The sequence below is a fragment of the Sphingopyxis sp. genome, from assembly GCF_035944815.1.
Classification (GTDB): Bacteria; Pseudomonadota; Alphaproteobacteria; order Sphingomonadales; family Sphingomonadaceae; genus Sphingopyxis.
In genome coordinates this window covers 153272-177333 of sequence record NZ_DASZAU010000013.1, presented here as the reverse complement: position 1 = coordinate 177333, position 24062 = coordinate 153272, and the positions used below count along the sequence as shown (strand labels likewise).

Genomic DNA, 24062 nt, shown 5'->3' with positions numbered 1-24062 from the left:
CGCCATGCAACCCGTCACGCGGCTGATCGCGTCGGTTCGGCGCGGCGAAATTCGCTGGTTGAACTATCTGCTCGCGAGCGGGCTTGCGCTCGGCAGCGACGCGGGGCTGTTCCTGCTGCTGCTCGACGCCGGCCTGTCGCCGGTGCCGGCATCGGCGACCGGCTATTGCGCGGGCATTCTCGTCCACTGGATGATTTCGAGCCGGCTCGTCTTCGCCGACGGCGCGGCGGCGCGCGGCACGGGTGAACGGCATCGGCAGAAACTGCTTTTCGTCGGCTCGGCGCTCGTCGGCCTCGCGGTCACGACCGCGATCGTCGGCGGTGGCAGCGCGCTGGGGCTCGACCCGCGGCTGGCCAAGCTTGCGGCGATCGTCGTGAGTTTCCAGACCACCTATTTGCTGCGCCGCCATATCGTTTTCCGGGCCGCCGCGGCATGACCGACGCCCCCGCCTTTGCGGGGGGGGGGGGCGGTACTGCGCCGCCGCAGCCTGCCGCATCCGGCGCGCGCGCGTTCGACCTGCATCCCTGGTTCACGCCCGTGCGTATTGCGCTGCTCGTCTGGGCGGCAATGAGCCTGATCGCGATCGCCGTGCAATGGCATGCGATCGGCGCGCTCGACCTTTCCGATACCGACGACGCGATGCGCATGGCGCAGGTGCGCGACCTCATCGCCGGGCAGGGCTGGTGGGACCCGACGCAATATCGCGTCAATCCCACGGGCGGCGGGGTGCTGATGCACTGGTCGCGCATCGTCGATGCGCCGATCGCTGCCGGTATCCTGTTGCTCAAGCCGGTCGTCGGGCAGGTCATGGCCGAACGCATCGTGATGGCGCTGTGGCCGCTGCTGCTCGGTGCGGCGCTCAGCGTCGCCTGCGTCCTCGGCTACCGCAACCTGTCCGATCGGCGAATCGCCTATGCGGTGCCGCTGTTTTTGATCCTGTCGGCGTTCGTCGTCGCGCAATTCCGCCCGCTGCGCGTCGATCATCATGGTTGGCAGATATTCTTCGCGATGCTCGTGATGGGCCAGGCGCTGCGGCCCGCGACATGGAGCGCCGGCCTGATCGGCGGCCTCTGCGCGGCGGCACTGCTCGCCATTTCGATCGAAGGCCTGCCGATCGCCGCGCTGTTTGCGGGCCTTGCGGCGCTGCGCTGGGCGCTGCACGGACGCGACGCGGATCGTGCCCGGCTATGCGGCTATATGGGCGCGCTCGCGACCGGCGCGATCCTGTTCCAGTTCCTGACGCGCGGTCCGGTGGGTCTTACCGCGACATGGTGCGATTCGCTGTCGGCACCTTATATGGCCGCGTTCGTCGCTGCGACGGCGGTAATTTTCGCGGCAGTGCGCGCGCATCCGGCGCATATCGCGACCCGCTTCCTGTGGCTGGGCGGCGCGGGCGTCGCCGCGGCGGGCGCGCTGCTGTGGACCGAGCCGCAATGCGCAAAGGGACCCTTCGCTTCGCTCGACCCGATCGTCGTGCAATATTGGTATCGCCACGTCCTCGAAGGCCAGCCCTTATGGGCTTCGAAGCCGCTGGTCACGGTGCATGTGCTGGTGCCGACGCTCGTCGGGCTTGCCGGGTCGCTGCTCGCCTGGCGCGCGGCTGCCGATGATGCGGATCGCCGCAACTGGACGACGGTGTTCATCGCGCTGCTCGGCGCCGGGGCGCTGTCGCTGCTCGTCATGCGCAGCGTTTCGACCGCGCATCTCTTCGCGCTGCCGGGCTGTGCCTGGCTCGGCTTCCGCATCTGGGAACGGGCACGGACGATCGGATCGACCGTACCGCGGATCGCGGCTTCGGTGGCCGCCGCGCTGACGCTGCCGCTGCTCGGCAGCACGGCGGTCGCGGCCGTGCTCGGCCTGGCCTTTCCGGCACTGAACGCCGGCAACGAGGCCTCCGGGCAACCGACGGCCGAGCAGGCCTGTCTCGCGCCGCCGGCGATCGATGCGCTGGCCCGGCTGCCGAAAACGACGATCCTGACGCCGATCGACCTTGGCGCGCCGCTGCTGTTCTGGACGCAGCACAGTGTCGTTGCGACGCCGCATCACCGCAACAAGGCGGCGATGGCCGATACGATCCGCGTTTTCGCCGGCGACCCGGCCAAGGCCGAGGCGCTGGTCCGCGGGCAGCAGGCACAGCTGATCGTCTTTTGCCGCGGCGCGAACGACTTCACCGCCTATCGCCGAGCGCGCAAGGATTCGCTGGCTGCCGAGCTCGATGCGGGAACGCCTCCGGCGTGGCTCGAGGCGGTGCCGATCGATACGCGCACCGGAATCTCGGTCTGGCGGGTGAAGCCCGAATAGGCGTCAGGCAGGGCGGAAGGCGAGCGCCGCGCCGTTCATGCAATAACGTTTGCCCGTCGGCTTCGGCCCGTCGTTGAAGACATGGCCAAGGTGGCCGCCGCAACGTTTGCAATGGACCTCGGTCCGCGCATAGCCGAGATCATGGTCGGTCGAGGTGCCGATCGCGCCTTTCAGTGGCGCCCAGAAGCTCGGCCAGCCGGTGCCGCTGTCGAATTTGGTCTTGCTCGAATAGAGCGGCAGCGCGCAGCCCGCGCAGGCGAAGATCCCCGCGCGCTTTTCCTTGTCGAGCGGACTGGTAAAGGCGCGCTCGGTCGCGGCTTCGCGCAGCACGCGATATTGCAGCGGCGACAGGCGCGCCTTCCACTGGGCGTCGGAAAGTTGCCAGCCTGCTTCCGCCCGCGGACGCGACGATTTGGCGAAAAGCATCGGGGCGCCGATGATGGCGCCGCCGAGCGCGAGTCCGCCAAGGAGATGACGACGTTCGATCATAGTCCCGATACGTATGCCCGGGGCGAAGGGTTACAAGCGGGCGTCAATATTTCTCGACTTTTACCGGGAGCGTCCGGAACCCGTGGACGAAGCAGGCGTGCACGCGCTCGGGCGTGCCGGTGACCGTCACGCGCATCCGCCGCGCCGCCATTTCCTCGAGCAGGATGCGCAGCTGCAGTTCGGCAAGGCGTGCGCCGACACAGCGGTGGACGCCATAGCCGAAGGACAGGTGCCGCCGTGCATTTTCGCGGTCGAGTTTGAGCGCGTCGCCGTCGTCGAACACGCTCTCGTCGCGATTGGCCGACAGATACCAGAGGATGAGCTTGTCGCCCTTCTTGATCTGGTGCCCGAACAGTTCGGCATCCTCGAGCGCGGTGCGGCGCATATGCGCGAGCGGGGTCTGCCAGCGGATGATCTCGCTCACCGCATTGGGGATGAGCGCGGGGTCGGCTTCGAGCTTCGCGCGCTGCTCGGGGAATTTGTCGAGGCCATAGGCGAGTCCCGACATGGTGTTGCGCGTCGTGTCGTTGCCGCCGACGATCAGCAGCACAAGGTTCCCGATGAACTCGTACTTGTCCATGTTGCGCATCGCTTCGCTGTGCAGCATCATCGACAAAAGGTCGGGCGACGGCGGCTGGTCGAGCTTTTCCATCCACAATTTCTGGAAATAGACGAAGGCTTCCTCGAGCACCGCGCGGCGCTGTTCCTTGAGTTCGGGCTTTTGCGCGAGTTCGACGTCGCCCATCCAGTCGGACCATTCGGTGAGCTTGCGCCGGTCTTCCCACGGGAAGTCGAAGAGCAAAGCGAGCATCTGCGTCGTGAGTTCCATCGACACGCGATCGACCCAGTCGAATTCGCTGTCCCACGGCAGGCCGTCGAGCACTTCGCCGGTCCGGTTGCGAATATCCTCCGACAGGCGCGTCATTTCGGCGGGGGTGAAGGCGGGGGCGACGGTGCGGCGCTGGTCGGTGTGCTGCGGCCGGTCCATAGCGATGAACATCGGCAGGCGGAAATCCTCGTCCTCGTCGCGTTCGAGGATCGTGATCCCGCCATATTCCCACGACGAGCTGTAGATATCTGGCAGCGCCTCGACATGCTGGATCGCCTGGTGGCTCGCGATATTCCAATAGGGGCCGTGGACGCTGTCTTCGCATTTCACGATGCCGCCCAGCCGGCGCAGCTCGGCAAAGGGCGCCTGCCAGCGATCCTCCGAATAGAGGGCGGCGGGGCTCATGTCATAAGCGTGCGAAACGGTCTGGGGTTTGGCGGCAGTGGCCATCGGCATCCTCCTCCTTGGCAGGGGACTCGCCGCGACGCTTGCCGCCGTCGGCGAAATCAGTTGCAGAATGCCACTGCTAACAGCTTTGTCAACGACGCTCGGCTTCGGTGGTCGCGCCCTGGGCGGCATTCGCCGCGCTCCGGCGCCAGAATTTCCAGCCGCTACCGCTGCTCAGCACGCCAGCGCGGAACAGCCGCACCGAAATCCAGACGACGAGCGCGACCCAGATCGCCTGCCAGCCGAGCGCGAGGAGGTGGACCGCTTTCGAATCGTCGGTCGCGGCGCGCGCCGCCATCGCGAGCGGTGAGGAGAAAGGGAATATCTGCGCGAAACGGGCGAGGCCGCTGCCCGGCGCGCTGGCGGCTGCGGCGGAGAGGCTGAACATGCCGACCTGGAAGATGGTGATGGGCAGGCTGAGCATCTGGATTTCGCGCACCGTTCCCGCCTGTGCGCCGACGCCGAGAAAGACCGCGCCGAGCAGGAGAAAGGAGAGGATGAAATAGATGAAGCCGATACCGAGGAAAAATCCCCAGCCGGTCGCAGGCATCGCCGCCATCGCCGCCGCGGCCTTGCTCGCGCCATCGGCGGCGGCGAGCGACGTGGGGTCGGCGAGCAGCGCCGCAGCCAGCCCGCCGCCGAGCGCGATCAGGATCCAGAAGGCGATGAACAGAACCGCGACGCCTAGGAATCCGAGGAGCTTGCCGAGGAAGACGCTTTCGAGCGGAACTGCGGCGGCAAGGATCTCGATGACCTTGTTGCCCTTTTCCTCGGCGAGCGAACTCACCGTCTGGCCGGCGAGCAGCAGCGTCAGCAGGAAGATGATGAAGACCGCGCCGAAGCCGAGCGATTGCTGTGCGGCGATGCTGGCGCCCCCGCTGCGGATGCTTTCGTAACGCGGCTCGACCGCGGCAACCGCGCCCGCGGCGCGGTCGCGCAGGACCTGTCCGGCGAGCAGGGCCAGATAGCGCCCCGACTTGCCGTCGACATTGCGTTCGACGATGCGTGGCGCCTCGAGCGCGCCGGTCATCACCGCATAGGTGTCGGAGCCCTTCTCGAGCGCGATCGCGACGGGATCGACGCTGTCGGGGCCGGCGAGGCGAAAGGTGACCGGCGGCGGGGCCTCGCTGCCCGAAAAGGCATCGCGAAGCCGGGCGTCGGCGGCGCGCAACGCCTCGATATCCGCGGCATCGGCAACGACGACGATCCGGCCGGCACCGCGCGCGCTGTCGGCAAGCTGCGAGGCGCCCATGCCTCCGGCGAGCCCCATGCCGACCATGAACAGCGGTGCGAGCAGGAAAAGCAGGAAGGTCGGCGTTGCGACGATCGCGAGGAAGTCGCGCCGCGCAACAACGAACATGCTCTGGATGAAGGGGGTCATGCGCTGGCCTCCTCGACCGCATCTTCGGTGGCGTCGGCGTCGAAGCTCGCATCGACCTGCCGCACGATATGGACGAAGGCGTCGTGGAGCGCGGGGCGGCTGATCGACAGGCCCGTGACGCCAAGGCCGCTCGCGGTGATGCGCGCGAGCAGCGGTTCGACGCCGGCATCCTCGATCGCGAAGTGCCAGCCATCGCCGCGCTGTTCGGCCCCGGCGGGCAGGCTCGCGGCGATTGCCGCGGGATCCCACTGCTCGCGCGGCGTATAGCGGACCTGCATCGGCAGCAGCGCGCGCGCCTCGTCGACCGTGCCTTCGAAGCGGCGCTGCGAGCGCGCGATGATCGCGATGCGGTCGCACAGCCGCTCGGCATGCGCCATGACATGCGTCGAAAAGAGGATCGTCGCGCCGCGCTCGCGCTCGCGCCGTACGAGCATTTCGAGTCGTTCCTGGTTGACGGGGTCGAGCCCGGAGAAAGGTTCGTCGAGCACGATCAGGTCGGGGGCGTGGACGATCGAGCCGATCAGCTGGATCATCTGCGCCATGCCCTTCGACATTTTGCGGATCTTTTCATCGATCACGCGCTCGAGCCCGAGTTCGGTCATGAATGCGGCGGCGCGGCGGCGGCCTTCGGCCCATTCGAGCCCGCGCAGCGCGCCCATGAACGCGATCGCTTCGCGCGCCTTCATGCCAGGATAGAGGCCGCGTTCCTCGGGAAGATAACCGATGCGGTTGCGAACGGCCTGCGGCCGCTCGCCGAAGACGCGGCTCGACCCTTCGTCGGGGTCGATGATGCCGAGCGTCATGCGGAGGCTGGTGGTCTTGCCCGCGCCATTGGGGCCGAGCACGCCGTAGATGCTGCCCGTCGGCACCGCGAGGCTGACATGATCGACCGCCCTGTAATCGCCGAAATATTTGGTGAGGCCATTCGCCTCGACGCTGAATCCGCTCAAATCATGGTCCCCGACTGGCGCACGTGCAAGCTATGGCACGGCGAGACGGCTCGCGTATAGAGCGCCAATGGTTGCGGAAGCCTTGCCCCCTCTGGAAGAACGCCTCGAAGCCATCGCGCGGGCGCATGGTTTCGTCGCGTTTGGCATCGCCGATGCGGGGGCGGCACCGCAAACCGCCGCGCGGCTCGGCCAGTGGCTGGCGGAGGGGCGTCACGGCGACATGATCTGGATGGAAAGCCGCGCCGAGCAACGCGGTTCGCCCCGGGGGCTGTGGCCCGAAGTGCGTTCGGTGATCGCACTCGGCATGAGCTATGCGCCGGCGTTCGACCCGCTGCTGCTCGCCGATCACCCCGATCGCGGCCGCATTTCGGTCTATGCGCAGGGCGGGGATTATCATGACATCGTCAAAAAGGCGCTGAAGGCGGTCGCGCGCTGGCTTGTCGCCGAAGCGAAGGATGCCGAGGTCAAGGTGTTCGTCGACACCGCGCCGGTGATGGAAAAGCCGCTGTCGGCGGCGGCGGGGCTCGGCTGGCAGGGCAAGCACACCAACCTAGTCAGCCGCGAGCATGGCAGCTGGCTGTTTCTCGGAGCGATCTACACGACGCTGGGCCTCGCGGGCAGCAAGCCCGGGCGCGACACATGTGGCAGCTGTGTTGCGTGCCAGGATGCCTGCCCGACGCAGGCCTTTCCCGCGCCCTACCGGCTCGATGCCCGGCGCTGCATTTCTTACCTCACCATCGAGCACAATGGCCCGATCCCCGTCGAGCTGCGGCGCGGGATCGGCAATCGCATCTATGGCTGCGACGATTGCCTCGCCGCCTGTCCGTGGAACAAATTCGCCGATCGGGCGCATGCGCACCGCGCCTTCCTGCCGCGTGCCGAGCTGGTCGCGCCGTCGCTCGCCGATCTGCTCGCGCTCGACGATGCGGGGTTCCGGCAGGTGTTCGCGGGCTCCCCGATCAAGCGGATCGGGCGCAACCGCATGGTTCGCAACGCGGCGATCGCCGCGGGAAACAGCGGCGATGCGCGCTTCGTACCGGTACTGGAGCGGCTGGCCGGCGACGAATCGCCAATGGTCGCCGACGCGGCATCATGGGCGCTCGCGGAACTGACGCCGTGACGTCAGCCTATTTGCGCAGCGCCTCGATACAGCTCGGCACATTGGCATCGCGTCCGTCGGGCGTGCGCGCGTCGACATGGGTCGCCAGCGGATCGGCGCCCTGTTTCGGCGCATAATAATAGACGTCGAGGATACAGGCGGCGCCGGCGAACTGTAGCTTGCGACCCGATCCCTCGGCGACGTCGAGCCGGGGTTTGCCGAACAGGCCGAGCGCCGCACTGGCGCTGTGGCCGATCAGGCTGTTGTTCTGGACGGGGCGCGGCGAGGCGATGGGGGCCGTCGACGAAGGCGGCTTCGGCGGCGTCGCGCGGGGAATCGCGGGACCTGCGCAGGCACCGAGCATCAGGGCAAGGCCGGCGATGGCGGCCAGGTGGCGGTTTTCGATCATTTTTTCGGGTCCCCATTGCGCAGGTGCAGCATGTGCACGGCCATAGCGGCGCTCAGGATAGGCGCCAACAGATTGGCGACGGGCACCACGAAGCTTGCGGCGGACAGCAGGCCCATCGACCAGCGCGCCGACCGGTCGAACTGCGGTCGGTCGGGGTGGCGCGCGAGCACCATTGCCTCGAGATCGCGGCCGAGCAGCAGGGCGTTGACGAGCAGGGCGAAGATCGGCGTCCCGATTCCGGTGACGAGCAAGAGGATGTAGACGGGCAGCGCAAGCAGGTTGCCGCCGATCAACCGCCCCAGCGAGGCGAGTGCGAGTGCGATATTCTGGCGCCAGCCGACATCGCAAGCACAGGCCGCGGCGGCGGGATAGTGGCGTCCCTCGACATCGGCGACGATGCCGTCGGCGAACAGGCCGACGACGACGATCGCGACGGCGCGAAACAGTAGCCAGCTGCCGGCGATCAGCACGAGGACGATCAATATCCCCGCCATGTCGAGCCCGTCGGCGCCGAGCCATTGCCAATGCGCGAGCGCCCAGCGCGCGCCGAAGAAGATCGCGGTGCCCGCGGCGATGAAGATCAGCAGCGTGAGCGCAAGACTTTGCGCGAGGACGCGCAGCACGCACGGATTGTCGAGATCCCGAAAGGCGAGGAGGAAAGCCTGAAGCGCGCGAGCCATGCGACGGGATGGCGCGCGGGCGGGGCGTTCGTCAAGGCTTCCGCTTGCCTTGGGCGGCGCGCCCCACTAAAGGCGCGCGCAGCTTTTCCCATACAGCACAGGATTTTTCATGGCCGCCACCGCCCGTTTCGATGTCGTCGCCATCGGCAATGCGATCGTCGACGTTCTTGCCCGCGCCGACGACGCGCTGATCGAGGCCGAAGGCCTGACCAAGGGATCGATGCGGCTGATCGACGGCGAAGAGGCCGAACGGCTCTATGCGGCGATGGGGCCGGCGGTCGAGGTTTCGGGCGGCAGCGCGGCGAACACGCTCGCGGGCATGGCGGCGCTCGGCGAACGCTGCGCGTTCATCGGGCAGGTCGCCGACGACCAGCTGGGCCATGTCTTTACCCACGACCTGCGCGCGCTCGGCGTCGCCTATGAAACCCCCGCGCTCAAAGAAGGCGCACCGACCGCGCGCTGCCTGATTCTCGTCACCCCCGACGGCCAGCGCACGATGAACACCTTCCTCGGCGCGAGCCACCTGCTCGAACAGCGGATGATCGACGAAGACTGGATCGCCGATTCGGAAATCCTCTATCTCGAAGGCTATCTGTGGGATCCCGAGCTGTCGCGCGCGGCGATGCGCCGTGCGATCGACGTCTCGCGCGCGGCAGGGCGCAAGGTCGCCTTCACCCTGTCCGACGCCTTCATCATCGATCGCCATGGCGAAGATTTCCGCAAGCTGATCGGCGAAGGCCTGTTCGACATCTTGTTCGCGAACGAGGTCGAGATCTGCGCGCTCGCCGAAACCGAGGATTTCGAGGCGGCGGTCGCCAAGATCGCGCCGCAGGTTCCGCTGCTCGTCGTCACGCGCGGTTCGGACGGCGCAATCGCGCTTCAGGGCGGCGAGCGGACCTCGGTCGGTGCCGAGCCGATCGAGACCGTCGTCGACACGACGGGCGCGGGCGACCTGTTCGCGGCCGGTTTCCTCTCGGGCCTTGCCGAAGGTCGCTCGATCAGGGATTGCCTGACGATGGGCGCGGTGTGCGCGCGCGAAATCATCGCGCAGGTCGGACCGCGCGCGCAGGTCGACCTCAAGGCGAAGGTCGCGGCGCGACTGGGATAGGTCCCGGAACTTCTTGCCCCCTAGAGCGTCCTATGCCGCATCACTGGCATAGGAGGCTTTTTCACATGGCCGACGAAATCCACACCACGCGCGATCCCGACGGGACGACGCACACCACCACCGTCATCGATCGCGAACCGCGACGTCGCGGCGGTATGGGCCTTGGCCTGATCTTTCTCGCCGCGATCCTGATCGCCGCCTTTTTCGCCTTCCAGTTCCTCGCCAACGACAAGGCGCAGAGCGGAGCGATCACCGAGGCGGCGCAAAAGGTCGGCAATGCCGCCGAAGATGTCGGCGACGCGGCCCAGAAGGCGGTCGAATAGCGGTCAGGTGGCCGGGGCTGCGGCCGGGTCGGGGTCCTTCTTGAACAGCGCCCGGTCGGCGGGACCGAAGCCGCGCGTCCAGATCAGCCAGGCGTAAACGCCGAGGATGAAGGGCACGCCGATCAGCAGCTCGGCCCATTCGGGAAGCTGCGTCGCGCCCCAGCCAAGCACCGCGGCGCCGGCGGTGGCCCAGACGAGCGCCCAACGCAGGCTGTTCACCGGCGCTCCGAGCACGCGCGCAAGCAGGCGCGCCTTGACGACCGACGCGAAACCGAGTGCGAGCATCAGCGCGAGCGCGACCGCGCCGGCGTAATAGATGGGCGGCAGGCCCATCGATTGCGCGACCAGTATCAGCGCGACGCTGAGGGCGGCTTGCAGCGCGAGCGTGGCGATGCTGATGAGCAAATTGCGGTGGCGCGCGACATAAACGAGCGCGGCTTCGCTGACGACCGCGGTCGCCGCGACGACTTCGGCGGCGAGCAGGAAGGCGAGCGCCGCCGTGCCGCTGACGAATTCGGGGCCGACGAGGCCCATCACCGCCTCGCCCGGGATACCGAGCGCGAGCGCGACGCCGGCCTGTGCGGCGATGATCCAGAAACCGACCTGGCTCACTTGTGCCGCCACGGCGGCAAGCCGCTTTTCGGCGAGGTTGCGCGTGATCACGGGGCCGAGGATCGGTTCGAAGCTGGTCTTGAGCTTCTGCGGCAGCGAGGCGACCTGCTGCGCCATATAATAGATGCCGTAGATCGTCGGCGAGGTGAACTGGCCGAGGATGAAGAGGTCGAGCCGGCGCGTGCCCCATTCGATCGCGTCGGCGGCGGCAAGCGGAGCGTTGCGCCGCGCAACTGCGATCAGGTGGGCGGGGTGCGGCTGCCACCCTTGCGGCCCGCCATAATGGCGGAGCATCGGGATCAGCGCGGTCAGGAAGGCGCCGACCATCGCCGCGGCATAGGAAAGCATGAGCCCGTCGCGGACCGAAACGAACCAGAATCCTGCGGCCGCGGCGCTGATCACCCAGGGTTCGACGATCGCGCGCGCGCGCACCGTCGCGCCGATGTCGAATTTATAGGCACAGGCGGCGAGCGCGATATCGGTTCCCGCGATCGCGAAGACGAGCAGTGCCATCCAGCGATCGGTGCCGTCGATGCCGCCCGACGGAAACATGATTTGCGGGAATAGTGCGAGGAGCAGCGAGCCCGCCGCCGACGCGATGAAGGCGACGAACATGCCGTCCCAGACGACCGTGCGGTGATCGGCGCCGGGAGCGCTCAGCTGTTCGGCGAGGCCGCGCTTGAGCCCCAGCGTCGCGAGCTGCGCGACGAGTTCGATGACGAGCACGGCAAAGGCGAAACGGCCGACGGCTTCGGGTCCGTACCAGCGGCCCGCCACATAAAGGAAGGGCAGGCGCGCGACGAGGCGGAGGATAAAACCGAAGAAGTTGGTGCGCCCACCCTTGGCGAGGGCCGCCGTGTCCGCGTCCCGCGGGGGATCGTCCGGCGAAGCAGGCGCGGCTGCGCTGTCCGTCTGGCTCAAGCCTCGCGCCCCTTCTGCTTCGCCCTGCCGTGCAGTCTAGCGCGGTCGAGGGGGGCAGGCAATTGTGTGCGGCATTTCATCGGCCTTCGGATCGCAGCGGTCGGCTGAGCAATGCCTGAATGGCGTCGGCGACGCGCGTTTCGCCCGCGACGAGACGCGCGACGGTATCGGTGATCGGCATGTCGATACCGTCGGCGCGCGCGGCGGCTGCCACCACGGGCGCGCTGAACGCGCCTTCGGCGACGGTGCGGCGGTCGGCCATCAGATGGGCCGCCTCTTCGCCGCGGCCGAGCCCCTGGCCGAGCGCGAAGTTACGCGAATTGGACGAGGTGCAGGTGAGCACGAGGTCGCCGAGGCCGGCAAGCCCGGCAAGCGTTTCGGCCTGTGCGCCGCGCGACAGGCCGAAGCGCGTCATTTCGGCAAAGCCGCGGCTGATCAGCGCGGCGCGTGCGTTGAGTCCGAGTCCGGCGCCGTCGACGATGCCGCACGCGATCGCGAGGATATTCTTGACCGCGCCGCCGATCTCGGCGCCGACGACGTCGGTCGAGACATAGGGCCTAAAATGCGGGCGCGCGAGCGCCTGCGCGAGACCGGTGGCGACGGCCGCGTCGGTCGCCGCGAGGGTAATCGCGGTGGGGAGGCCGGCGGCGACTTCATGCGCGAAGGTCGGCCCCGACAGCACCGCGTGCGGCCGCTGCGGCGCGATGTCGCGCGCCATGTCGATCGGAAAGGCGAAACTGCCCGCCTCCATCCCCTTGCTGCAGAAGATCAGCGGCGCGCCGCCCGGCGGAAGGTCGGCAAGCACGGCGCGCAGGAAGGGGACCGGGACGACGACCAGCAGCGCGTCGAGGTCCGCCATCTCGCGAAGGTCGGTGGTGGCAGTCAGCGACGGCGACAATGGCGCGCCGGGCAGGAAGACCGGGTTGCGGTGCTCGCCGTTGATCGCGGCAACGACATCGGCCTCGCGCGCCCACAGGCGCACCGGCGCGCCGTCGGCGGCGAGAAGCTGCGCGAGCGCGGTGCCCCACGCGCCGCCGCCGACCACGCCGAATTTCGAATAGGGCGTCATGCTTTCACGCGTCATGCCTTGACTCCGGCGCCGCGCACCGCCTCGGCATCGGGATCGAGCGGCCAGCGCGGGCGTGCGGGCATGTCGAGCGGATCGGTGAGCCCGGCGGCGAAGCGCTCGGCGCCTGCCCAGGCGATCATCGCGCCATTGTCGGTGCAGAGCCAGAGCGGCGGCGCGACGAATCTTTTGTCATGGGCGGCGGCCAGGTCGGTCAGCGCGCTCCGGATCGCGCCGTTGGCAGCGACCCCGCCCGCGACGACGAAGGCGGTCGCTTCGGGGCACGCAGCAAGCGCGATGCGGCTGCGGTCGACAAGGCAGTCAACGACCGCTTGCTGGAAGGAAGCGGCGAGGTCGGCGACGCTATGTTCGCCCGATGCGACGGCGCGCGCGACCGCGCTCTTCAGTCCCGCGAAGGAAAAATGCGGCTCGGCGCGGCCCACGAGCGGGCGGGGGAAGGGGATCGCGCCGGGATTGCCGTCGCGCGCGACCCGTTCGACGGCAGGCCCGCCGGGATAGCCGAGCCCGAGCAGTTTTGCGGTCTTGTCGAAGGCCTCGCCTGCGGCATCGTCGATCGTCGTCGCGAGGCGGCGGTAATCGCCGACGCCGCGCACAAGCAGCAACTGGCAATGCCCGCCCGAGACGAGCAGCAGCAGATAGGGGAATTCGAGCGTGGCATCGGCGAGACGCGGGCTGAGTGCATGGCCTTCGAGATGGTTGACCGCGATCAGCGGCTTGTTCGCGGCGTGCGCGAGCGCCTTGCCCGTCACCAGCCCCACCATGACGCCGCCGATGAGCCCCGGCCCGGCGGTGGCGGCGATCGCGTCGACGTCGGCGAGCGATACGCCAGCGTCGGCGAGGACGCCCTCGACGATCGGCGCGAGCCGGTCGACGTGCGCGCGCGCGGCAATCTCGGGAACGACGCCGCCAAAGGGCTTGTGCTCGGCTTCCTGCCCCGCGACACGGTGCGCCAAAATGCGCCGTTCGCTGTCGACGAGCGCCGCCGCGGTTTCGTCGCAGCTCGATTCAAGGCCAAGGATCAGGGTCATATTGTCGCGCGCTCCTTTACCCGCCCCTTTATCGCGAGGGCAAGCCGCGCTAGCAGCGGGCGGATGAGTTCTCTTCCTACCCCCGAAATGCCCTTGCGCATCGGCACAAGGGCTTCGCCGCTGGCGATGGCCCAAGCCCATATGGCGGCGGCGGCGCTGATTGCCAGCCATGGTATCGACATGGCGGCGCTCGAAATCGTACCGATGACAGCGACCGGCGACCGGATTCAGGACCGCGCGCTCGCCGAGGTCGGCGGCAAGGCGCTGTGGACGCGCGAACTCGACGCCGCGCTCGACGCGGGGACGATCGATATCGCTGTCCATTCGCTGAAGGATGTCGAAACGCTCCGCGACGCGCGCTTTTTCCTCGGCGCGATGCTCGAGCGTGCCGACCCGCGCGACCGGCTGGTCGTGCGCGAGGGAATATCTGCGGCGACGATCGCCGACCTGCCGCACGGCGCGCGGCTCGGCACCAGCAGCCCGCGCCGCGCGGCGCAGGTGAAGCGGATCCGGCCCGACCTCGAAACGGTGCTGCTGCGCGGCAATGTCGCGACGCGGCTCGCCAAGATCGCGGGCGGCGATGCCGATGCGACGCTGCTCGCGGCGGCAGGGCTCGACCGGCTCGGCATGCATGACGTCGGGTCGGTGCAGGACGCCGGCATGTTGCTGCCCGCGGCGTCGCAGGGAGCGATCGGGATCGAATGCCGCGCGGACGATAGCGCGACCCGCGCGTTGCTGGCCGCGATCGACCATGAACCGACGCACCGGGCGGTCGCTGCCGAGCGCGCCTTTCTTGCGGCGCTGGGCGGCGATTGCCGATCACCCGTCGCCGCGCATGCCAGCTGGCAGGGCGATGGCACGCTGCGTCTCGATGCCGAAATCTTCTCGGACGACGGTGCCGATCATTGCGCGGGTCATGTCGCCGCCGACGATGTGGCGGCGGCCGGGGATCTCGCGCACCGTTTGCTCGGCGGCGCACCCGACAGCGTCCGGCGCCTGTTCGGCGCATGACGGGCAGCCGCCCGCTGATCGTCACACGGCCCGAACCGGGCAATAGCGCGACGGTCGAGCGCGCGCGCGCGATGGGTTTCGACGCCCGCGCCATGCCGCTTTTTGCCGCGCGGCCACTGGAATGGACCGCGCCGCCGCCAGCGGATTTCGACGCGCTATTGCTCACCAGCGCGTCCGCGGCGCGGCTGGCGGGGCCGGGGCTTGCTTCGCTTGCGTCCTTGCCCGTCTATGCCGTGGGCGCGGCGACGGCGGATGCCGCCAATGCCACAGGATTGACGGTGGCGATGGCCGGAACGGCCGATGTGCAGCTGCTTCTTGATGCCATGACGTCGCGAAATATCCGCAGGATATTATGGCTTTGCGGGCGCGACCGGACGGAATTGGGCGCAGGTAGCGCGGCGCTCACACCGCTGCCCTGCCATGCCGTCGACCGGATCGCCCCGCCCGATGCATGGGCCGGGCTGATCGCCGCGCCAGCGATGCTGCTGGCGCATTCGGTGCGCGCGGCCGCCTATATTTCGGAGCTGGCCGGTACCGCACGCGGGCATCTGGCGCTCGTCGCGATCAGCCCGAAGGTGGCCGCCGCCGCCGGCGATGGCTGGGGTGCGATCGCCATCGCGGGACAGCCCGACGATGCCGCAATGTTGGCACAGGCGCATGCTTTGTGGCACAAGGTCCCGAAATAGGGTCGTTCGAAAGAGAAACATGGCAATCGACAGCATCGATACCTCCTTGCCCGCCAAGGACGAGGCGGTTCCGGCGAGGGGGCTATCGTTTCGCGCTCTCGCCATTGGCGGCTTCCTCCTGCTCCTGATCGGCATTGTCGCTGGCGGCTGGGCGGTGAACCGCTGGCTGACGGGAACTGACAGCATCCCGGTCACGAAAATGATCGAATCGCCAGGCGGGGCACCGACGCCGATCATGGTCGCCGGCGGCGACGCCAAAAACGCCGTTGCCGACCCGGCGATGGTCGTGGCGCCCGTCGACGGCGCCAATGCGCTCGCGGCGCGTGTGGCCGAACTCGAACAGCGGCTCTCGCGCATCACGCTCGAAGCCGAATCGGCGTCGGGCAATGCGTCGCGCGCCGAAGGGCTGCTCGTCGCCTTTGCCGTGCGCCGCGCGCTCGATCGCGGGCTGTCGCTCGGCTATCTCGACGCGCAGCTCCGCCTGCGCTTTGGCGACGACCAGCCCAATGCCGTGAAAACGATCATCGACACGTCGCGCGAACCGGTGACGCTCGAACAGCTGCGCGCCGAACTCGACACGCTGGCGCCGCAGCTCGTCGGGCGCGGTGGCGACGGAAACGGCAGCCTGTGGACCGGGCTTCGCCGCGAACTGGGCGAATTGTTCGTCGTTCGGGCGGCGGGGACCCAGTCGCCGCGGGCGTCCGAACGGCTCGAGCGCGCGCGGCGCTATCTCGCGGGGGGGCAGGCCGACAAGGCGATTGCCGAGGTCGAAGCCATGCCCGGCTCGGCGGCGGCGACCGACTGGCTGATCGATGCGCGGCGCTATCATGAAGCGCGGCGCGCGCTTGACCTGATCGAGACCGCGGCGATATTGGAGCCGCGCGACAGCCCCGCTGCCGCAATGGCCCCCAAAACGGCCGCACCGACCCCGTAGCGCGCATTCCGTAAGGGCTGCCCGCCCTTTAGAGAAAGCCCGTTCCATGGCCCTCGCCGACCCGCAGCGCATCGAAGCGCTCGACCCGCTCGATCCCCTCCAGCTCGACGCCGAGCTTAGCGAAGAAGAGCGGATGGTGCGCGACACCGCGCGGTCCTATGCGACCGATGCGTTGTTGCCGCGCGTGACCTCGGCGTTTCTCGACGAACGGTTCGACCGCGAGATCATGTCCGAAATGGGTCAGCTTGGCCTGCTCGGCGCGACGATCGATCCCGAATATGGCGGCGCGGGCCTCAACTATGTCAGCTACGGCCTGATCGCCCGCGAGGTCGAACGCATCGATTCGGGCTATCGTTCGGCCTGTTCGGTACAGAGCAGCCTCGTGATCCACCCGATCAACGCCTATGGCAGCGAGGAACAGAAGCGCAAATATCTGCCCGGGCTGACGTCGGGCGAGCTCGTCGGTTGTTTCGGCCTGACCGAACCCGGCGCCGGCAGCGACCCCGGCGGGATGCGTACGCGTGCCGAAAAGATCGAGGGCGGATACCGCCTCAAGGGCGCGAAGATGTGGATCACCAATTCGCCGATCGCCGACGTCTTCGTCGTCTGGGCGAAGTCGGAGGCGCATGACGGCGCGATCCGCGGTTTCGTGCTCGAAAAGGGCATGAAGGGCCTGTCGGCGCCGAAGATCGAGGGCAAGGTGAGCTTGCGCGCCTCTGTCACCGGCGAAATCGTCATGGACGGCGTCGAAGTCGGCGAAGATGCGCTGCTGCCGCACGTATCGGGCCTCAAGGGCCCGTTCGGCTGTCTCAACCGCGCACGTTACGGCATCGGCTGGGGCGCGATGGGTGCAGCCGAATTCTGCTATGAAGCGGCGCGCAATTATACCGGCGAGCGCAAGCAGTTCGGGCGCCCGCTCGCGGCGAACCAGATCGTCCAGCTGAAGCTCGCCAACATGCTCACCGAAATCGCGCTCGGCACGCAGGCTGCGCTCCGCGTCGGCCGGCTGATCGACGAGGGCCGGCTCGTTCCCGACGCGATCAGCCTCCTGAAGCGCAACAATTGCGGCAAGGCGCTCGATATAGCACGCGTCGCGCGCGATATGCACGGCGGCAACGGGATTTCGGCCGACTATCATGTGATCCGCCACGCGGTGAACCTCGAAACGGTGAACACCTATGAGGGCACGCACGACGTCCATGCGCTGATTTTGGGTCGCGCGATCACGGGCATTTCGGCCTTTGCCTAAGCCGCTTGAGGGCATCCGCGTCGTCGAACTGGCGCGGGTGCTCGCGGGCCCTTGGTGCGGGCAATTGCTCGCCGACCTTGGTGCCGAGGTGGTCAAGGTCGAGCGGCCCGGCGCGGGCGACGATACGCGCGAGTGGGGCCCGCCCTTCGTCACCGGCGCCGACGGCGAAAATCTCGGCGCGGCCTATTATCACAGCTGCAACCGCGGCAAGCGCAGCGTCGCGATCGATATCGCGCGTGCGGAGGGACAGGAGGCCGTCCGCGCGCTGCTCGCCGCCGCCGATGTCGTCATCGAGAATTACAAGGTCGGGGGGCTCGTCAAATATGGGCTCGATCCGGCGCGGCTGCGCACCGATTTCCCGCGGCTCGTCGTCTGTTCGATCACGGGGTTCGGACAAACGGGGCCTTATGCGCACCGCGCGGGCTATGATTATATCGTGCAGGCGATGAGCGGCTTCATGTCGCTGACCGGCGAGCCCGACGGCGCGCCGCAAAAGGCCGGTATCGCCTATGCCGACATCTTCACCGGCATGTATTCGGCGGTCGCGATCCTCGCCGCGCTGCGACGCCGTGACGTCACCGGATCGGGCGCGCATGTCGACATGGCGCTGCTCGATTCGCAGGTCGCGGTGCTCGCCAATCAGGCGGCCAATTATCTTGCGAGCGGCGCCGTGCCGAAACGGATGGGCAATGCGCATGTCAATGTCGTGCCCTATCAGGTTTTTGCGACCGCCGACGGCCAGCTGGTGATCGCGGTCGGCAACGACGGGCAATATCGCAAGCTCTGCAATATTCTGGGCGTGCCCGAATGGGCCGACGACCCGCGTTTCGTGAACAATGCCGCGCGGCTCGCGAACCGCGCCGAACTGATCCCGCTGCTCGCGGCGAAGATCGCGGCGTGGGACGCGCAGCCGCTGTCGCTCGCGCTCGAAGCCGAAGGCGTGCCCGCGGGACCGATTAACGACCTGGCGCAAGTGTTCGCGGATCCGCAGGTGATCGCGCGCGGCATGCGTTTCCGGCCCGACGGCGCATCGGTCGACGGCGTCGCGAGCCCGATCGTCATCGACGGCGAGCGGATGGTGGCGCCGGGCGGGGCGCCGCCGCTCGCGCAATAGAAAAAGGGGCGCCGCGACGGACGCCCCTTCTCCCCCTTATCCAAAGATCAGAATTTGACGGTGCCGGTGACGAAGACCTGGCGCGGGTTGCCGTAGAAAGCGGTGAGCACGCCTTCCTGCCCCAGCGCAGGCGTGACGTTGCCGGCCTGCGTCAGGATGGGCGCACCCGTCGTCGGGTTGACGGCGATGAATTGATAGCCCGACGTCTTGTACTGCTTGTCGAGGATGTTCTTGGCATGGAGGCCGATCGAGAAGCTGTCGTCGCCCGACGACCAGACCAGATTCGCGTCCCACAGCGCATAGCCCTTCTGGTCGAGGAACGGGCTCGGGGTTTCGAACTGGGTGGTCTTGCTGCGATAGGAGAGGGTGGTCGACGCGTTGATCGAGCCCGAGAAGCCCGGGAACTGTCCCGACAGCGTGCCCGATGCCGTCCATTCGGGGGTGTTCTGGATGCGCCGGAAATCGGCGACGTCGACGCCCAGATTGTTGATGAACTTCAGATATTTTCCATCGATATAGCCGAGCGTTCCCGCCAGGTTGATCGCCGATCCGTCGCCGGCGAAATCGCGCGCCAGCGTCGCGGAACTTTCGACTTCAACACCCTGCAGGCGCGCCTTCGAGGCGTTGGTGGTAATCCCGGCGAAGGTTTCGAACACGCCGTCGCCATTATTGTCGACGCCGACCGAGCCCGGGATCTGCACATCCTTGTAATCGGCGCGGAAGCCCGTGATGGCGAGGCGCAGGCGGCCATCGGCCAGCGATCCCTTATATCCGATTTCGTAGCTGTCGACCGTTTCGGGGTCGAAGGTCAGGAAGTTGAAAATCTCGTCATAGCTGCGCACGCCGTCGCGGTTGGTGTCGGGCGCGCCGGTGGAGTTGCCGCGCGGGTCGAAGCCGCCGCCCTTGAAGCCGCTCGAGTAGGAGGCGTAGATCAGATGATCGTCGGTCGGCTTGAACGAAATCGAGGCGCGCGGGGTGAATTTGGTGAACTTGCGCGACCCCCTGAAATCGGAATCGGTGACGAGCGCGATGGGAGCAACGCCGCCGAGTTCGGGGTCGGGGCCGAGGATGCGGCGCTGCTTCAGGATACGCGCGTCGCGGACGTCCGACGTGTAGCGACCGCCCAGCGAGATCGAAAGCCGGTCGGTTATGTCGTAGGTGAAATCGCCGAAGACCGACCAGGTGTCGGTCTTCACCGTGCCCGCGGTGTAGGATGAAAATTGCGGGAAGCCGAGCAGGTTGCCCGTGGTATAGAGCAGCACGTCGAAATTGGTGACGGCCGAGGCGTTCAGATAATAGAAGCCGACGAGGCCGTTCAGCCGGTCGCTTTCGTAAAGCAGCTGGAATTCCTGGCTGATCTGCTCATTCTTGTAGATTCCGGGAACGTCGACATCGACGGCCGGCAGCGCGTCGAAATCGATCGGACCGAAGCTGGTGTCCTTGCGCCAGGCGCTGATGCTGCGCAGCGTGACCGTGTCCGACAGTTCGGCCGAGACGTTCATCGCGAGACCATAGGCCTCGATATCCTGCTTGGGCGTGACGAGGCCGCCGCGGGTATCATAGACGTCGTCGAGCACGGGGGTGCCGGTCTGGAGGCTGCGGATCAGGCGATGGCCGCCGCGCGGCTGCGACTTGTCCTTGGTATAATCGCCCGAAATGCGGATCAGCACCGGTTCGCCATAGCCGCCGAGTTCGACGGTGCCGCGCCCTGCCCAGACATCCTTGTTATAATTTTCGAGCCCGGTGGTCAGATTCTTGCCAAAACCGCCGCGCGACAAGCGCGCAACCGACCCGCCGACGCGGAGCAGGTTGCCGACCGGCGCACTGACGGTGAGCACGCCCTCTGCCTGGTCATAGGTGCCATAGGTCGCACGCAGCTTCAGCGAAAAATCCTGCGGCAGCGTCTTGGTGACATATTTGACCGCGCCGCCGATGGTGTTGCGGCCGTATAGCGTGCCCTGCGGGCCACGCAGGATCTCGATTCGTTCGACATCATAGATGTCGAGAACCGCGGCTTGCGGGCGATTGAGGTAGACGTCGTCGAGATAAATGCCGACACCCGCCTCGAACCCGCCCACCGGATCCTGCTGGCCGACGCCGCGAATGAAGGCGGTGAGCGTCGAATTGGTCGCGCGCGAATTTTCCAGCGTGACGTTGGGCGTCGTGTCGGAAATGGCGGTGATGTCGGCCGCGCCCGACTGCTCCAGCGCCGCGCCCGAATAGGCGGTGACCGCGATCGGCACATCGAGCAGCGATTCTTCGCGGCGGCGGGCGGTGACGACGATGTCGCCATCGCTGGCGTCGGTGCTCGCGCCCTCTTCCTGTGCGAAGGCGGCAGGCGTGAACGCGATCATCGAAAGGGCGCTGGTGGCCAGGACCGCGCGGCGCAGCCGGGGGGCGAAAGGACGCATATGAGTCTCCCATGTCACGGGTGACCCCGCGTCACCCTGTTTCTGCTTTTCTTGGGCCGGTGCTTGCCAAGCCGCGCCGCATCCAATAATGAAACATGAACCAAGTTTCAACTTGGAATATGCAGCCGTCGTTTTTTGCTTGCTTGTGGTGCGGAAAAGCCACGATGCAGCGACGGAAGGGAGACGAGGGCCGATATGGATCAATCGCCAGTCGCGACAGACAATGCGGCAAGCGAGGCGCGCGACAAGACGCCGCGTACCGAACGCGGCCGCCGGACGTTACGCAAGCTGCTCGACGCGGCGGCGATCGAGTTCGGCGAGCGCGGCTTCCACGAAGCGTCGATCAGCGCGATCACGCGCCGCGCCGGAACCGCGCTCGGCAGCTTTTACACCTATTTCGATTCGAAAGAGGAGATCTTCCAGGCGCTCGTCCGCTATATGAGCGAGCAGCTTCGCGACCATGTGACGCCGCTGGTGCAGGCGGCGCCCGACGAGATCAGCGCCGAACGCATCGGGCTCGAATCCTATCTGGGCTTCGTTCGCGAGCATAAGGAGATTTACCGCATCATCGACGAGGCCGAATTCGTCGATTATGCGAGCTATCGCCGCCACTATGAAACGACGGTTGCGCGTGTCCGCCAGCGGCTCGAGGGGGGCGCGGCGCGCGGCGAAATCCGGCCCGACGTCAGCGAGATCCACGCCTGGGCGATCGGCGGGATGAACGTGTTCCTCGGGATGCGCTACGGCTTGTGGGACACCGAGACCGACATCGCCGAGATTGCGCGTATCGCGAACGACCTGCTCGCAAACGGATTGAAGAACCGCGACTGATTCAGCGGGAGATCAGGAAGATCGCATGTTCGGCGCGCCAGCTTGCGGCGGCGTCGCTGGTGGGCTTGTCGCCCGAAAGATGCCAGACGCGTTCGACCCCGATGCCCTTGGCGCGGACGAGGTCGCGAAAATCGCTGACCGTCACATGGTGGATGTTCGGGGTTTCGTACCAGGCGACCGGGATCGACCGCGTGACCGGCATCCGTCCGCCCCACAGCAGCGCCAGCCGCACGCGCCAGTGCGCGAAATTCGGGAAGCTGACGAAGGCGCGCGGCGCGATGCGCAGCAATTCGTCGACCACCTTGTCCGGCCGTTCGGTCGTTTGCAGCGTCTGCGACAGGATCGCATAGTCGAACGCGTCGTCGGGATAGTCGGCGAGGTCGCGGTTCGCGTCGCCCTGTACGACCGACTGGCCGCGCGCGATTGCGGCGGTGACATTATCGGGATCTATCTCCAGCCCGCGCGCGTCGACGCCCTTGCCCTGCAACGCCGCCATCAATTCGCCGTCGCCACAGCCGACGTCGAGCACGCGCGCCGCGCGGGGGACGGCGTCGGCGATGATCGCAAGGTCGGGGCGAAGTTTCATCGTCAAGCCTGCTTGTAAACGTCGGGGAAGTGCCGCTGCATGAAGGGCGCGGCGTCGTCGACCGGGGTCCAGCCGAGCGCCGCATAGAGCCCGTGCGCGTCGCTCGTCGCGAGCATCCACCGCCGCAGCCCCTGCAAATCGGGGTGGTCGTGGAGCGCGGTCACCATGCGTGCGGCGAGCCCGTGCCCGCGATGCGCCGCGAGCACATAGACGTCGGCGAGATAGGCGAAGGTCGCACGATCGGTGATGACGCGGGCGAAGCCGACCTGTTCGCCATCGGGCGCGAAGAGACCGACGCACAGCGAGCCCGCGATCGCGCGTTCGACCACCGCGCACGAAATATCTGCCGCCCAATAGCTTTGCGTCAGGAAGGCATGGATCGCATCGACCTGCATATCGGCAGGATCCAACGACAGATGATACGCATCGCTCATGCGAGGCCCGATCGCAGCGATCCGGCGACCAGCCGGTCGAGCGCGGGGACGTCGAGGAGGAAGCTGTCATGGCCGAAGGGCGCCGACAGTTCGACGAAGCTCGCCGCCGCACCGACGCTTTGCAGCGCCTGCACGATGCGGCGCGATTCGGAGGTCGGGTAAAGCCAGTCGGTGTCGAAGCTGACGAGGGTGAAGCGCACGTCCTTCGCGCCGGCAAAGGCACCCGCCAGGCGCCCGTCGTGCGGATCGGCGAGGTCGAAATAGTCCATCGCGCGGGTGATATAGAGATAGGCGTTGGCGTCGAACCGGTCGGTGAAGGCGAGCCCCTGATGCCTGAGATAGGATTCGATCTGGAAATCGGCGTCGAAGCCAAAACTCTTGATGTCGCGCGCCTGCAGGCGGCGACCGAATTTCTCGGTCAGCCCTTCTTCGGAGAGATAGGTGATGTGCGCTGCCATGCGCGCGACCGCGAGGCCCTTGGTCGGCGCGCGCTCACTGCCATAATATTGGCCGCCCTGCCAGTCGGGGTCGGCCATGATCGCCTGCCGTCCGACTTCGTGGAACGCTATATTCTGGGCCGAATGGCGCGCCGCGCTCGCGATCACGAGCGCCGAGGCGAGCCGCTCGGGATAGGTTGCGGCCCATGCCAGCGTCTGCATGCCGCCCATCGAGCCGCCGACCACGGCATGGAGCCGCGCGATGCCGAGATGATCGAGCAGCATCGCCTGCGCGCGCACCATGTCCGTAATCGTGATGACAGGGAAGGCCATGCCGAGCGGTGCACCGGTCGTCGCATCGGGCGAAGCAGGACCGCTCGATCCCATGCAGCTGCCGAGGACATTGGCGCAGATGACGTGGAATCGGTCGGTATCGATCGGCTTGCCGGGACCGACCATGCGTGCCCACCAGCCGGGCTTGCCGGTCGCAGGATGGTCGCTCGCGACATATTGGTCGCCGGTCAGCGCGTGGCAGATGAGCACCGCATTCGACTTGTCGGCGTTCAGCGCGCCATAGCTTTGATACGCGATCGTCACCGCGGGTAGCAGCTGTCCGCTGTCGAGCGACAGCGGCGCGGCAATGGTCACGCTGTGATGCCGGATATCGTGGAGCAGACTTGCCATGGTTCGCGCGGGGCTAAGCGG

General features: G+C 67.3%; 24 protein-coding genes. 11 read left to right on the top strand and 13 right to left on the bottom strand.

All coding sequences use genetic code 11. From position 1 onward, the window contains the following. Positions 1–4: 4 nt before the first annotated feature. Both VGU00_RS18225 and VGU00_RS18220 read left to right on the top strand, forming a co-directional pair. Positions 5–436: a GtrA family protein gene (locus VGU00_RS18225; protein ID WP_327456714.1), complete on the top strand. Its 432-nt coding sequence runs from the start codon at positions 5–7 to the stop codon at positions 434–436. Further along, on the top strand, positions 433–2301 hold the full coding sequence (locus tag VGU00_RS18220) for a hypothetical protein (protein WP_327471089.1): 1869 nt from the start codon (positions 433–435) through the stop codon (positions 2299–2301). The genes VGU00_RS18225 and VGU00_RS18220 overlap by 4 nt, the downstream gene beginning before the upstream one ends. Before the next feature lie 3 nt (positions 2302–2304). Here the strand turns inward: VGU00_RS18220 and msrB are convergent, their stop codons facing one another. From msrB to VGU00_RS18200, 4 genes are all read right to left on the bottom strand, one after another. Next, entirely contained in the window at positions 2305–2790 is a 486-nt protein-coding gene (gene msrB, locus VGU00_RS18215) for a peptide-methionine (R)-S-oxide reductase MsrB (protein ID WP_327471088.1), read from the bottom strand. A gap of 43 nt (positions 2791–2833) precedes the next feature. Next, positions 2834–4069: a cytochrome P450 gene (locus VGU00_RS18210; RefSeq protein WP_327471086.1), complete on the bottom strand. Its 1236-nt coding sequence runs from the start codon at positions 4067–4069 to the stop codon at positions 2834–2836. Between the two features lie 88 nt (positions 4070–4157). Then, on the bottom strand, positions 4158–5447 hold the full coding sequence (locus tag VGU00_RS18205; RefSeq protein ID WP_327471084.1) for an ABC transporter permease: 1290 nt from the start codon (positions 5445–5447) through the stop codon (positions 4158–4160). Further along, positions 5444–6397, bottom strand: coding sequence for an ABC transporter ATP-binding protein (locus tag VGU00_RS18200; protein ID WP_327471082.1), 954 nt, complete (start codon positions 6395–6397; stop codon positions 5444–5446). Before VGU00_RS18200 ends, VGU00_RS18205 begins: the two co-directional genes overlap by 4 nt. A gap of 67 nt (positions 6398–6464) precedes the next feature. Between VGU00_RS18200 and queG the strand changes: the two genes are divergently transcribed. Next, positions 6465–7517: a tRNA epoxyqueuosine(34) reductase QueG gene (gene queG / locus VGU00_RS18195; RefSeq protein WP_327471080.1), complete on the top strand. Its 1053-nt coding sequence runs from the start codon at positions 6465–6467 to the stop codon at positions 7515–7517. 7 nt (positions 7518–7524) lie between these two features. Here the strand turns inward: queG and VGU00_RS18190 are convergent, their stop codons facing one another. Both VGU00_RS18190 and VGU00_RS18185 read right to left on the bottom strand, forming a co-directional pair. Continuing rightward, on the bottom strand, positions 7525–7905 hold the full coding sequence (locus tag VGU00_RS18190; protein WP_327471079.1) for a hypothetical protein: 381 nt from the start codon (positions 7903–7905) through the stop codon (positions 7525–7527). Beyond that, the gene (locus VGU00_RS18185) at positions 7902–8585 is read right to left on the bottom strand and encodes an EI24 domain-containing protein (RefSeq protein WP_327471077.1); all 684 of its coding nucleotides are present in this window, start codon (positions 8583–8585) and stop codon (positions 7902–7904) included. Before VGU00_RS18185 ends, VGU00_RS18190 begins: the two co-directional genes overlap by 4 nt. 109 nt (positions 8586–8694) lie before the next feature. Here VGU00_RS18185 and VGU00_RS18180 point away from each other — a divergent pair, with 109 nt between their 5' ends. Both VGU00_RS18180 and VGU00_RS18175 read left to right on the top strand, forming a co-directional pair. Then, positions 8695–9693 (top strand): adenosine kinase, encoded by a 999-nt coding sequence (locus tag VGU00_RS18180; RefSeq protein ID WP_327471075.1) that lies wholly within the window; start codon positions 8695–8697, stop codon positions 9691–9693. 65 nt (positions 9694–9758) lie between these two features. Further along, a complete protein-coding gene (locus VGU00_RS18175; protein ID WP_327471073.1) occupies positions 9759–10016 on the top strand; it encodes a hypothetical protein in 258 nt (85 codons plus the stop codon). 3 nt (positions 10017–10019) lie between these two features. Here the strand turns inward: VGU00_RS18175 and VGU00_RS18170 are convergent, their stop codons facing one another. The 3 genes from VGU00_RS18170 to tsaD form a co-directional block, all read right to left on the bottom strand. Then, positions 10020–11549, bottom strand: coding sequence for a lipopolysaccharide biosynthesis protein (locus tag VGU00_RS18170; RefSeq protein WP_327471071.1), 1530 nt, complete (start codon positions 11547–11549; stop codon positions 10020–10022). 76 nt (positions 11550–11625) lie between these two features. Further along, positions 11626–12633 (bottom strand): NAD(P)H-dependent glycerol-3-phosphate dehydrogenase, encoded by a 1008-nt coding sequence (locus VGU00_RS18165; protein ID WP_327471069.1) that lies wholly within the window; start codon positions 12631–12633, stop codon positions 11626–11628. Then, positions 12630–13664 (bottom strand): tRNA (adenosine(37)-N6)-threonylcarbamoyltransferase complex transferase subunit TsaD, encoded by a 1035-nt coding sequence (gene tsaD / locus VGU00_RS18160; RefSeq protein WP_327471067.1) that lies wholly within the window; start codon positions 13662–13664, stop codon positions 12630–12632. The genes VGU00_RS18165 and tsaD overlap by 4 nt, the downstream gene beginning before the upstream one ends. A gap of 63 nt (positions 13665–13727) precedes the next feature. Here tsaD and hemC point away from each other — a divergent pair, with 63 nt between their 5' ends. From hemC to VGU00_RS18135, 5 genes are read left to right on the top strand one after another with little or no spacing between them, the layout of a single operon-like run. Continuing rightward, positions 13728–14675, top strand: coding sequence for a hydroxymethylbilane synthase (gene hemC, locus VGU00_RS18155; RefSeq protein WP_327471065.1), 948 nt, complete (start codon positions 13728–13730; stop codon positions 14673–14675). Then, on the top strand, positions 14672–15361 hold the full coding sequence (locus tag VGU00_RS18150; RefSeq protein WP_327471063.1) for a uroporphyrinogen-III synthase: 690 nt from the start codon (positions 14672–14674) through the stop codon (positions 15359–15361). The genes hemC and VGU00_RS18150 overlap by 4 nt, the downstream gene beginning before the upstream one ends. A 19-nt stretch (positions 15362–15380) precedes the next feature. Beyond that, the gene (locus VGU00_RS18145; RefSeq protein ID WP_327471061.1) at positions 15381–16295 is read left to right on the top strand and encodes a mitofilin family membrane protein; all 915 of its coding nucleotides are present in this window, start codon (positions 15381–15383) and stop codon (positions 16293–16295) included. A gap of 46 nt (positions 16296–16341) precedes the next feature. Next, positions 16342–17544, top strand: a complete 1203-nt coding sequence (locus VGU00_RS18140) for an acyl-CoA dehydrogenase (RefSeq protein ID WP_327471059.1) — start codon at positions 16342–16344, stop codon at positions 17542–17544. Beyond that, positions 17537–18658: a CaiB/BaiF CoA-transferase family protein gene (locus VGU00_RS18135; protein WP_327471057.1), complete on the top strand. Its 1122-nt coding sequence runs from the start codon at positions 17537–17539 to the stop codon at positions 18656–18658. Before VGU00_RS18140 ends, VGU00_RS18135 begins: the two co-directional genes overlap by 8 nt. A gap of 47 nt (positions 18659–18705) precedes the next feature. On the opposite strand, the gene VGU00_RS18130 is transcribed toward VGU00_RS18135, so the two are convergent. Then, positions 18706–21069, bottom strand: a complete 2364-nt coding sequence (locus VGU00_RS18130; RefSeq protein WP_414713572.1) for a TonB-dependent receptor — start codon at positions 21067–21069, stop codon at positions 18706–18708. Between the two features lie 195 nt (positions 21070–21264). Here VGU00_RS18130 and VGU00_RS18125 point away from each other — a divergent pair, with 195 nt between their 5' ends. After that, positions 21265–21900, top strand: coding sequence for a TetR/AcrR family transcriptional regulator (locus VGU00_RS18125; RefSeq protein ID WP_327471055.1), 636 nt, complete (start codon positions 21265–21267; stop codon positions 21898–21900). Between the two features lies 1 nt (position 21901). Here VGU00_RS18125 and metW read toward each other — a convergent pair whose 3' ends face one another. The 3 genes from metW to metX are packed head-to-tail and all read right to left on the bottom strand — an operon-like array spanning position 21902 to position 24041. Next, positions 21902–22486: a methionine biosynthesis protein MetW gene (metW, locus tag VGU00_RS18120; RefSeq protein ID WP_327471053.1), complete on the bottom strand. Its 585-nt coding sequence runs from the start codon at positions 22484–22486 to the stop codon at positions 21902–21904. 2 nt (positions 22487–22488) lie between these two features. Further along, positions 22489–22920, bottom strand: a complete 432-nt coding sequence (locus VGU00_RS18115; protein WP_327471051.1) for a GNAT family N-acetyltransferase — start codon at positions 22918–22920, stop codon at positions 22489–22491. After that, a complete protein-coding gene (metX, locus tag VGU00_RS18110) occupies positions 22917–24041 on the bottom strand; it encodes a homoserine O-acetyltransferase MetX (RefSeq protein ID WP_327471049.1) in 1125 nt (374 codons plus the stop codon). Before metX ends, VGU00_RS18115 begins: the two co-directional genes overlap by 4 nt. Positions 24042–24062: the final 21 nt, after the last annotated feature.

What these genes read in the sequence shown, in the direction of transcription:
- VGU00_RS18165 (WP_327471069.1), bottom strand. Translation starts at nt 12,633, where the DNA reads ATGACGCGTGAAAGCATGACGCCCTATTCGAAATTCGGCGTGGTCGGC.
- VGU00_RS18130 (WP_414713572.1), bottom strand. Translation starts at nt 21,069, where the DNA reads ATGCGTCCTTTCGCCCCCCGGCTGCGCCGCGCGGTCCTGGCCACCAGC.
- metW (WP_327471053.1), bottom strand. Translation starts at nt 22,486, where the DNA reads ATGAAACTTCGCCCCGACCTTGCGATCATCGCCGACGCCGTCCCCCGC.
- VGU00_RS18150 (WP_327471063.1), top strand. Translation starts at nt 14,672, where the DNA reads ATGACGGGCAGCCGCCCGCTGATCGTCACACGGCCCGAACCGGGCAAT.
- VGU00_RS18220 (WP_327471089.1), top strand. Translation starts at nt 433, where the DNA reads ATGACCGACGCCCCCGCCTTTGCGGGGGGGGGGGGCGGTACTGCGCCG.
- VGU00_RS18190 (WP_327471079.1), bottom strand. Translation starts at nt 7,905, where the DNA reads ATGATCGAAAACCGCCACCTGGCCGCCATCGCCGGCCTTGCCCTGATG.
- VGU00_RS18225 (WP_327456714.1), top strand. Translation starts at nt 5, where the DNA reads ATGCAACCCGTCACGCGGCTGATCGCGTCGGTTCGGCGCGGCGAAATT.
- queG (WP_327471080.1), top strand. Translation starts at nt 6,465, where the DNA reads ATGGTTGCGGAAGCCTTGCCCCCTCTGGAAGAACGCCTCGAAGCCATC.
- VGU00_RS18145 (WP_327471061.1), top strand. Translation starts at nt 15,381, where the DNA reads ATGGCAATCGACAGCATCGATACCTCCTTGCCCGCCAAGGACGAGGCG.
- VGU00_RS18175 (WP_327471073.1), top strand. Translation starts at nt 9,759, where the DNA reads ATGGCCGACGAAATCCACACCACGCGCGATCCCGACGGGACGACGCAC.
- VGU00_RS18125 (WP_327471055.1), top strand. Translation starts at nt 21,265, where the DNA reads ATGGATCAATCGCCAGTCGCGACAGACAATGCGGCAAGCGAGGCGCGC.
- VGU00_RS18205 (WP_327471084.1), bottom strand. Translation starts at nt 5,447, where the DNA reads ATGACCCCCTTCATCCAGAGCATGTTCGTTGTTGCGCGGCGCGACTTC.
- msrB (WP_327471088.1), bottom strand. Translation starts at nt 2,790, where the DNA reads ATGATCGAACGTCGTCATCTCCTTGGCGGACTCGCGCTCGGCGGCGCC.
- VGU00_RS18180 (WP_327471075.1), top strand. Translation starts at nt 8,695, where the DNA reads ATGGCCGCCACCGCCCGTTTCGATGTCGTCGCCATCGGCAATGCGATC.
- VGU00_RS18115 (WP_327471051.1), bottom strand. Translation starts at nt 22,920, where the DNA reads ATGAGCGATGCGTATCATCTGTCGTTGGATCCTGCCGATATGCAGGTC.
- VGU00_RS18210 (WP_327471086.1), bottom strand. Translation starts at nt 4,069, where the DNA reads ATGGCCACTGCCGCCAAACCCCAGACCGTTTCGCACGCTTATGACATG.
- VGU00_RS18185 (WP_327471077.1), bottom strand. Translation starts at nt 8,585, where the DNA reads ATGGCTCGCGCGCTTCAGGCTTTCCTCCTCGCCTTTCGGGATCTCGAC.
- VGU00_RS18140 (WP_327471059.1), top strand. Translation starts at nt 16,342, where the DNA reads ATGGCCCTCGCCGACCCGCAGCGCATCGAAGCGCTCGACCCGCTCGAT.
- hemC (WP_327471065.1), top strand. Translation starts at nt 13,728, where the DNA reads ATGAGTTCTCTTCCTACCCCCGAAATGCCCTTGCGCATCGGCACAAGG.
- tsaD (WP_327471067.1), bottom strand. Translation starts at nt 13,664, where the DNA reads ATGACCCTGATCCTTGGCCTTGAATCGAGCTGCGACGAAACCGCGGCG.
- metX (WP_327471049.1), bottom strand. Translation starts at nt 24,041, where the DNA reads ATGGCAAGTCTGCTCCACGATATCCGGCATCACAGCGTGACCATTGCC.